The organism is Pseudoxanthomonas sp. LjRoot204_2 (assembly GCF_056175765.1).
This window is the reverse complement of the sequence record NZ_JBGFFG010000141.1, coordinates 1-7733: the sequence shown is the minus strand read 5'-3', so window position 1 is coordinate 7733 and position 7733 is coordinate 1. Positions and strand designations below refer to the sequence as shown.

General features: G+C 64.8%; 6 protein-coding genes and 1 pseudogene. All 7 read left to right on the top strand.

Translation table 11 applies throughout. The annotated features are described in order from the left end of the window. Positions 1 to 669: gamma-glutamyl-gamma-aminobutyrate hydrolase family protein (locus tag AC04L7_RS08545; protein WP_475512824.1), on the top strand; the 669-nt coding region annotated here is incomplete at its 5' end. Between the two features lie 109 nt (positions 670 to 778). Beyond that, complete coding sequence (locus AC04L7_RS08540) at positions 779 to 2173, top strand: glutamine synthetase family protein (protein WP_475512823.1); 1395 nt, start codon at positions 779 to 781, stop codon at positions 2171 to 2173. Positions 2174 to 2348: 175 nt separating this feature from the next. Beyond that, positions 2349 to 3713, top strand: coding sequence for an aspartate aminotransferase family protein (locus AC04L7_RS08535; RefSeq protein WP_435997650.1), 1365 nt, complete (start codon positions 2349 to 2351; stop codon positions 3711 to 3713). A 92-nt stretch (positions 3714 to 3805) separates the two neighbouring features. Continuing rightward, positions 3806 to 4921 (top strand): polyamine ABC transporter substrate-binding protein, encoded by a 1116-nt coding sequence (locus AC04L7_RS08530; protein WP_435997651.1) that lies wholly within the window; start codon positions 3806 to 3808, stop codon positions 4919 to 4921. Positions 4922 to 5120: 199 nt separating this feature from the next. Continuing rightward, positions 5121 to 6242: a polyamine ABC transporter substrate-binding protein gene (locus AC04L7_RS08525; RefSeq protein WP_296279990.1), complete on the top strand. Its 1122-nt coding sequence runs from the start codon at positions 5121 to 5123 to the stop codon at positions 6240 to 6242. Between the two features lie 101 nt (positions 6243 to 6343). Continuing rightward, the gene (locus AC04L7_RS08520) at positions 6344 to 7480 is read left to right on the top strand and encodes an ABC transporter ATP-binding protein (protein ID WP_475512822.1); all 1137 of its coding nucleotides are present in this window, start codon (positions 6344 to 6346) and stop codon (positions 7478 to 7480) included. Further along, positions 7477 to 7733 (top strand): annotated as a pseudogene (locus AC04L7_RS08515) (putrescine ABC transporter permease PotH); the annotation flags it as partial. The gene AC04L7_RS08520 and the pseudogene AC04L7_RS08515, both read left to right, overlap by 4 nt.

Here is a 7733-nt window from a genome sequence, read left to right as displayed (position 1 = left end):
GTGGTCGACGGGGCGGGCTGCCTGCCGCTGCTGATCCCGACGCTGGACCCCGTACTGCCGCTGCGCCAGGTGCTCGACAGCCTCGATGGCCTGCTGCTGACCGGCGCCGTCAGTAACATCGAGCCGCACCATTACAGCGACGAATCCAGTTATGAAGGCAACCTGCTGGATCCCCGTCGCGACGCGACCAATCTGCCGCTGATCCCGCTCGCCATCGAGGTGGGGGTGCCCGTGCTGGCGATCTGCCGCGGCTTCCAGGAGGCCAATGTCGCTTTCGGCGGCACGCTGTACCAGAAGGTACACGAGCAGCCAGGCCTCATGGACCATCGCGAAAACAAGGACGATCCCCTGGACGTGCAGTACGGGCCGGCGCACGACATCGCGCTGGTGCCGGGTGGCCTGCTGGCCAAGCTGTCCGGGGTGACGCACGCCAGCGTGAACTCGTTGCACGGCCAGGGTGTGCGTCGGCTGGGCGACGGCCTGGTGGTCGAGGCGAAGGCACCCGACGGCCTGATCGAAGCGTTCCGGCATGACGGCTCCGCCTTCATGCTGGCGGTGCAGTGGCATCCGGAATGGAAGGTGACGGAAAACCCGTTCTATCTCGCGATCTTCCGCGCTTTCGGCGATGCCTGCCGTGCCCGTGCGGCCCGGCGCGGGGCGGTGGCATGAAGCGGCGGCATCCCCCGCCATGGAGAGGGAGCGCACGCCACGACGTGGTGGCGTAGCCCACCGGCGTGCAAGGCGGCCGTTCCTCTCCCTTACCGATCGCACCGACACCATGAGCCAGAAGAAGCCGAACCCCCGAAAGAAGCCTGCCGCGCCCGAGCCGGCCGACAGTTCATTGCGCCGCTGGCTGAAGGAACGCAGCATCACCGAGGTCGAGTGCCTGGTGCCGGACATCACCGGCATCGCACGAGGCAAGATCATTCCGGCCGACAAGTTCAGCCACGACTACGGCACGCGCCTGCCGGAAGGCATTTTCGCCACCACCGTCACCGGCGACTATCCGGACGACTATTACGACCTGACGTCGCCGTCGGATTCGGACATGTTCCTGCGGCCGGACCCTGATACCGTGCGGATGGTGCCGTGGGCGACCGACCCCACCGCTCAGGTCATCCACGACTGCCACACCAAGGACGGCAAGCCGCATGACCTGGCGCCACGCAACGTGTTGCGCCGCGTGCTGGCCGCGTACGAGAAAGAAGGCCTGCGCCCGGTCGTCGCGCCGGAACTGGAATTCTTCCTGGTGCAGAAGAACACCGACCCCGATTTCCCGCTGCTGCCGCCCGCCGGCCGCTCGGGTCGCCCGGAGACCGCACGGCAGTCGTATTCCATCGATGCGGTCAAYGAGTTCGACCCGATCCTCGACCTGATGTACGACTACTGCGACGCCATGGAACTGGACGTGGACACGCTGATCCACGAATCCGGCGCCGCCCAGCTCGAGGTGAACTTCACCCATGACGATGCGTTGTCGCGCGCCGACCAGGTGTTCCTGTTCAAGCGCACGATGCGCGAGGCGGCGATGCGCCATGGCGTGTACGCCACCTTCCTGGCCAAGCCGATGGAGAACGAGCCCGGCAGCGCCATGCACATCCACCAGAGCCTGGTCGACGTGAAGACGGGCCGCAATGTGTTCACGGGCAAGACGGAGGGCAAGGGAAGCAAGCTGTTCGGCCATTACCTGGCGGGGCTGCAGAAGTACGTGCCCATGGCGATGGCGTTCTTCGGCCCCAACGTCAATTCGTATCGGCGGCTGGCGCTGGGGCAGGTGGCGCCGATCAACGTGCAGTGGGGGTACGACAACCGTACCTGCGGCCTGCGGGTGCCGATGGACACACCGGAGAACATGYGCGTGGAGAGTCGTTTCGCCGGCTCCGATGCCAATCCCTATCTCGCGATGGCCGCGACGCTGGCCTGCGGCCTGCTGGGCATCCGTGAGCAACTCAAGCCGACCGAGCCGCTGGCCAGCAGCGCGCAGGACATCGGGTTCGAACTGCCGCGCTCGCTGGGCGAGGCGCTGGACGAACTCGAAGGCTGCAAGGCGCTGCAGGAGCTGATGGGCGCGCGCTTCGTGCGTGCGTACGTATCGGTCAAGCGCAAGGAATACGAGACCTTCTTCCGCGTGATCAGTTCGTGGGAGCGGGAATTCCTGTTGTTGAACGTCTGACTGTTGTTCCCTTCTTCCTCCGGGAGAAGGTGGCGCGAAGCGCAGGATGAGGGTGCGGCGGAATCGGGATGGTTCACCACTGATGATTCCGCCGGACCCTCACCCCAACACCTCTCTCCCACAGGGACTTCCTTTGGTCGCCGGTGGGAGAGGGGCTCGATATCACGGAGCCCTTATGACCCAACTCGACACCCGCACCCTGCAGAGGCTCGACGCCGAGCACCACCTGCATCCGTTCAACGACAATGCCGCGCTGGCGAAGCGGGGCACGCGCATCCTCACCAAGGGCGACGGCTGCTACGTCTGGGATGCCGACGGCAACAAGCTGCTCGATGCCTTCGCCGGGCTGTGGTGCGTCAACATCGGCTACGGGCGCAAGGAACTGGGCGAGGTGGCATCGAAGCAGATGACGCAGCTCGCCTACTACAACAGCTTCTTCCAGTGCACAACCGAGCCGACGATCGAACTGGCAGCGAAGCTGGCGGAACTCGCGCCGGGCGACCTCAACCATTCCTTCTTCGTCAATTCCGGTTCCGAGGCGAACGACACCATCCTGCGCATGGTCCGCCACTTCTGGGCGGTGCAGGACCAGCCGGCGAAGAACATCTTCATCGGCCGCCACGATGGTTACCACGGCACCACGATGGCCGGCGCCAGCCTCGGTGGCATGAAGGGCATGCACAAGCAGGGTGGCCTGCCGATCCCCGACATCCACCACATCGATCCGCCGTTCTGGTTCGCCGACGGCGGCGACCTGTCCGAAGACGAGTACGGCCTGGTCGCCGCACGCCGGCTGGAGCAGAAGATCCTGGAACTGGGGCCCGAGCGCGTGGCCGCGTTCATCGGCGAACCCATCATGGGCGCGATCGGCGTCTACATCCCGCCGAAGACCTATTGGCCGGAGATCGAACGTATCTGCCGCCAGTACGACGTACTGCTGGTGGCCGACGAGGTGATCTGTGGTTTCGGGCGCACGGGCGAGTGGTTCGGCTCGCAGTATTTCGGTTTCCAGCCCGACATCATGCCGGTGGCCAAGGGCATCACGTCCGGCTACATCCCGCTCGGTGCGGCGATGTTCAACGATCGCGTGGCCAGCGTGCTGAAGGAGCGGGGCGGCGAGCTGGCGCATGGCGCCACCTACTCGGGCCACCCGGTGTGCGCGGCAGTGGCACTCGAGAACATCCGCATCCTGCAGGACGAGAAGATCGTCGAAACCGCGAAGACCGACACCGCGCCCTACCTGGCCCAGCGCTGGGCGGAACTGGGCGAGCACCGCCTGGTCGGACAGGCGCGCATCGCCGGCATGGTGGGCGCGCTGGAACTGGTGCCGGACAAGAAGAAGCGCGCCTTCTTCCCCGAGCGGGGCACCGTCGGTCCGCGTTGCCGCGACCACGCGTTGAAGCATGGGCTGATCCTGCGCGCGACCTGGGACGCCATGCTGCTCTCGCCGCCGTTGATCATCACCCGTGCGCAGGTGGACGAACTGTTCGACAAGACGTGGAAGGCGCTCAACGACACCGCGACGGACCTGGGCATGTGAGGTCATCGAAGCGGCCCGTGCGCTGCGTCATGCCCTCGCATCGCGGGCGTATGATGGTTCCCATCCCCCGTTCCTGTTCCATGGAGACCCCGATGAAGCTCAAAGCCCTCACCGTCATGCTGGCTGCCGCCGTGCTGGCCGCCTGTGGTGGCAAGGATGACAAGGCCGCCGACGGTGCGCCGTCGAAGGTGCTCAATGTCTACAACTGGTCCGACTACATCGCCGAGGACACGATCCCGAACTTCGAGCAGCAGTCGGGCATCAGGGTCACCTACGACGTGTTCGACAGCGACGAGATGGTCGAGACCAAGCTGCTGGCCGGCAGCAGTGGCTACGACGTGGTGGTGCCGTCGCTGAGCTTCCTGGGTCGCCAGATCCAGGCCGGCGTGTTCCTGCCGCTGGACAAGAGCAGGATCCCGAACCTGAAGAACGTCGACCCCAAGATGCTCGAGCGGATCGCGCTGCAGGATCCGGGCAACCAGTTCGCGGTGCCGTACCTGTGGGGCACCAGTGGCATCGGCTACAACGTCGACAAGATCAAGGCCATCTTCGGCGACACCGCCGTCACCGGCAGCTGGGACGTGGTGTTCAAGCCGGAGAACGCGGCCAAGCTGAAGGACTGCGGGATCACCGTGCTGGATACGCCGTCGGAGCTGATCCCGATCGCGCTGAACTACCTGGGCGAGGATCCGCACAGCTTCGATCCAAAGGTGATCGACAAGGCCGCGGCGCTGCTGAAGTCGATCCGCCCGTACATCCGCAACTTCCATTCGTCCTCGTACATCAACGACCTGGCCAACGGCGATGTCTGCCTGGTGGTGGGCTGGTCCGGCGACATCATCCAGGCGCGTGATCGCGCGGCGGAGTCGGGCAACGGGGTCAACGTGGCGTACTCCATCCCGAAGGAAGGCGCGCCGCAGTGGTTCGACATGCTGGCCATCCCGAAGGATGCGAAGAACGTCGACAGCGCCTACGCCTTCATCAACTACCTGCTGGACCCGAAGGTCGCTGCGGCGAACACCAACTTCGTGACGTATCCCAATCCGGTGCCGTCGTCGAAGCCGATGGTCGACAAGGCGATCGCGGACGATCCGACGATCTACCCGCCCGCCGACGTCGACGCGAAGCTGTTCACCTTCGCGGTCCTGCCGCCGGATGTGGATCGCCAGTACACGCGCATCTGGACGGAGCTGAAGACCGGACGCTGAAACACCACGGGCGCGTGCCGGCAAGGACGCGCCCTTTGTCATCGTGGCATCGCCCGTGCAAGCCGGCGACGCCACAGGGAGGGGGTAGGGGAGCGGGACGGCACGGAACACGCCATTGCAATGACAGCACGCCCGCGGCGGCCCAGGCCGGTCCGGGACCACATCAAGCCGCCCTCGCGGGCCGAATGGAGAGAGATTGATGAAACTGCGCGTACTGGCAACCACCCTGGCCCTCTGTACCCTTGCCGCTTGCGGCGGAAAATCCGGCAGCGACGGCGGCGCCGACACCGGCGGCGCCAAGCAGGTCAACGTCTACAACTGGTCCGACTACATCGCCGAGGACACCATCCCCAACTTCGAGAAGGCCACCGGCATCAAGGTGACCTACGACGTGTTCGACAGCAACGAAGTACTGGAAACCAAGCTGCTGGCGGGCAGCAGCGGCTACGACGTGGTGGTGCCGACGATGAACTTCCTCGGGCGGCAGATCCAGGCCGGCGTGTTCCTGCCGCTGGACAAGAGCAAGATCCCCAACTACGCCAACCTGGACCCGGCCATCATGAAGCGGCTGGAGAACCAGGACCCCGGCAACCAGTACGCCATCCCCTACATGTGGGGCACCACCGGCATCGGCTACAACGTCGACAAGGTCAAGGCCGCGTTCGGCAGCACCGATGTCGCCAACAGCCTGGACATCGTCTTCAAGCCGGAGAACATCAGCAAGCTGAAGGATTGCGGCGTGACCTTCCTCGACACGCCGTCGGAAATCATCCCGATCGCCCTGAACTACCTGGGCGAGGACCCAAACAGCCAGGATCCTGCGGTGATCGACAAGGCCGCCGCACTGCTGAAGACCATCCGCCCGTACATCACCAACTTCCATTCCTCGCAGTACATCGATGCCATGGCCAACGGCGACACCTGCCTGGTCGTCGGCTGGTCGGGCGACATCATCCAGGCGCGCGATCGCGCGGTGGAAGCCAAGAACGGCGTCAACATCGCGTATGCGATCCCGAAGGAAGGCGCCCCGCAATGGTTCGACATGCTGGCCATCCCGAAGGACGCCAAGCACGTCGACGAGGCCTACGCCTTCATCAACAACCTGCTCGACCCGCAGGTGATGGCCAACAACTCCAACTTCATCAGCTATCCGAATGCCATCCCGAAGGCGAAGGCGCTGATGGACACGTCGATCACCGGAGATCCCACGATCTACCCGACGCCGGACGTCGAAGCGAAGCTGTTCACCTTCGCCATCATCACGCCCGAGGTCGATCGCCAGTACACGCGGATCTGGACGGAACTGAAGACCGGCAAGTAAAYGCCCTGGCCGGGACGGACAGACGCCGTCCCGGCCTTGTGTGATCGCTCATACCCACATCCATGCCGGCGCCCAGGCAGCCCGGCGACCAGGGGATCTCCATGGCGGCAGAACAGGGCAACGGCGCGGCACAGAACGGCAAGGCGAACGCGCAGGAGTACCTGCGCATCGTCGACGTCCGCAAGGAGTTCGACGGCTTCGTCGCGGTCGACGACACCAACCTGACCATCCGCAAGGGCGAGATCTTCGCGCTGCTGGGAGGCTCGGGCAGCGGCAAATCGACGCTGCTCCGCTGCCTGGCCGGGTTCGAGAAGCCGACCTCCGGCAAGATCTTCCTTGACGGCCAGTTGCTCAACGACCTGCCGCCCTACGAGCGGCCGCTCAACATGATGTTCCAGTCCTACGCGCTGTTCCCGCACATGACGGTGGAGCAGAACATCGCCTTCGRCCTGAAGCAGGACGGCCTGTCCAGGGAGGCGATCAAGAAGCGCGTCGAGGAGATGCTGGCGCTGGTGCAACTGGGCAAGCTGGCCAAGCGCAAGCCGCACCAGCTTTCCGGCGGCCAGCAGCAGCGCGTGGCGCTGGCGCGGTCGCTGGCGAAAGGACCGAAGCTGCTGCTGCTGGACGAACCGATGGGCGCGCTGGACAAGAAGCTGCGCTCGSAGATGCAACTGGAGCTGGTCAGCATCATCGAGAAGTCGGGCGTGACCTGCGTGATGGTCACCCACGACCAGGAAGAGGCGATGACGATGGCCACCCGCATCGCGCTGATGGACCAGGGCTGGATCCGCCAGGTCGGCACGCCGGATGAAATCTACGAGCAGCCGACCAGCCGCTTCGCCGCCGAGTTCATCGGCTCGGTCAACCTGATCGAGGGCGCGGTGGAGGAGGACGAAGCGAACTACGTCACCATCCGCTCGCCGCAGTTGCCCGATCCGATCTACATCGGTCACGGCATCTCGGGCTTCGAAGGGCAGGAGGTCGGGTTCGCGGTGCGGCCGGAAAAGCTTGGGATCGGCAAGCAGGAGCCGCCGCAGCCGCACAACAAGGCCAAGGGCGTGATCGAGGACATCGCGTACTTCGGCAGCCATTCGGTCTATCACGTACGCCTGCCGAGCGGGTACAAGTTCATGGCCAATTTCGCCAACGTGCAGCGCTGGGCCAGCGAGGGCCTCACCTGGAACGATGAAGTCTGGGTATGGTGGGGCGACAACGATGGCGTGGTGCTGACGTCATGAACCTTCTCCGCTCCCTGGGCAAGCGCCTGCCGGGGCCACGCTGGGGCGTGATCTCGGTGCCCTACGTCTGGCTGCTGCTGTTCTTCGCCATTCCCTTCCTGATCGTGCTGAAGATCTCGTTCGCCAAGCTGGCGATCGCGATGCCGCCCTATACGCCTATCCTCGAGTACATCGACGAGGCGCTAACGCTCAAGCTCAACCTGGGCAATTACGCGGCACTGTTCACCGATTCCCAGTACGTGGCCGCCTACCT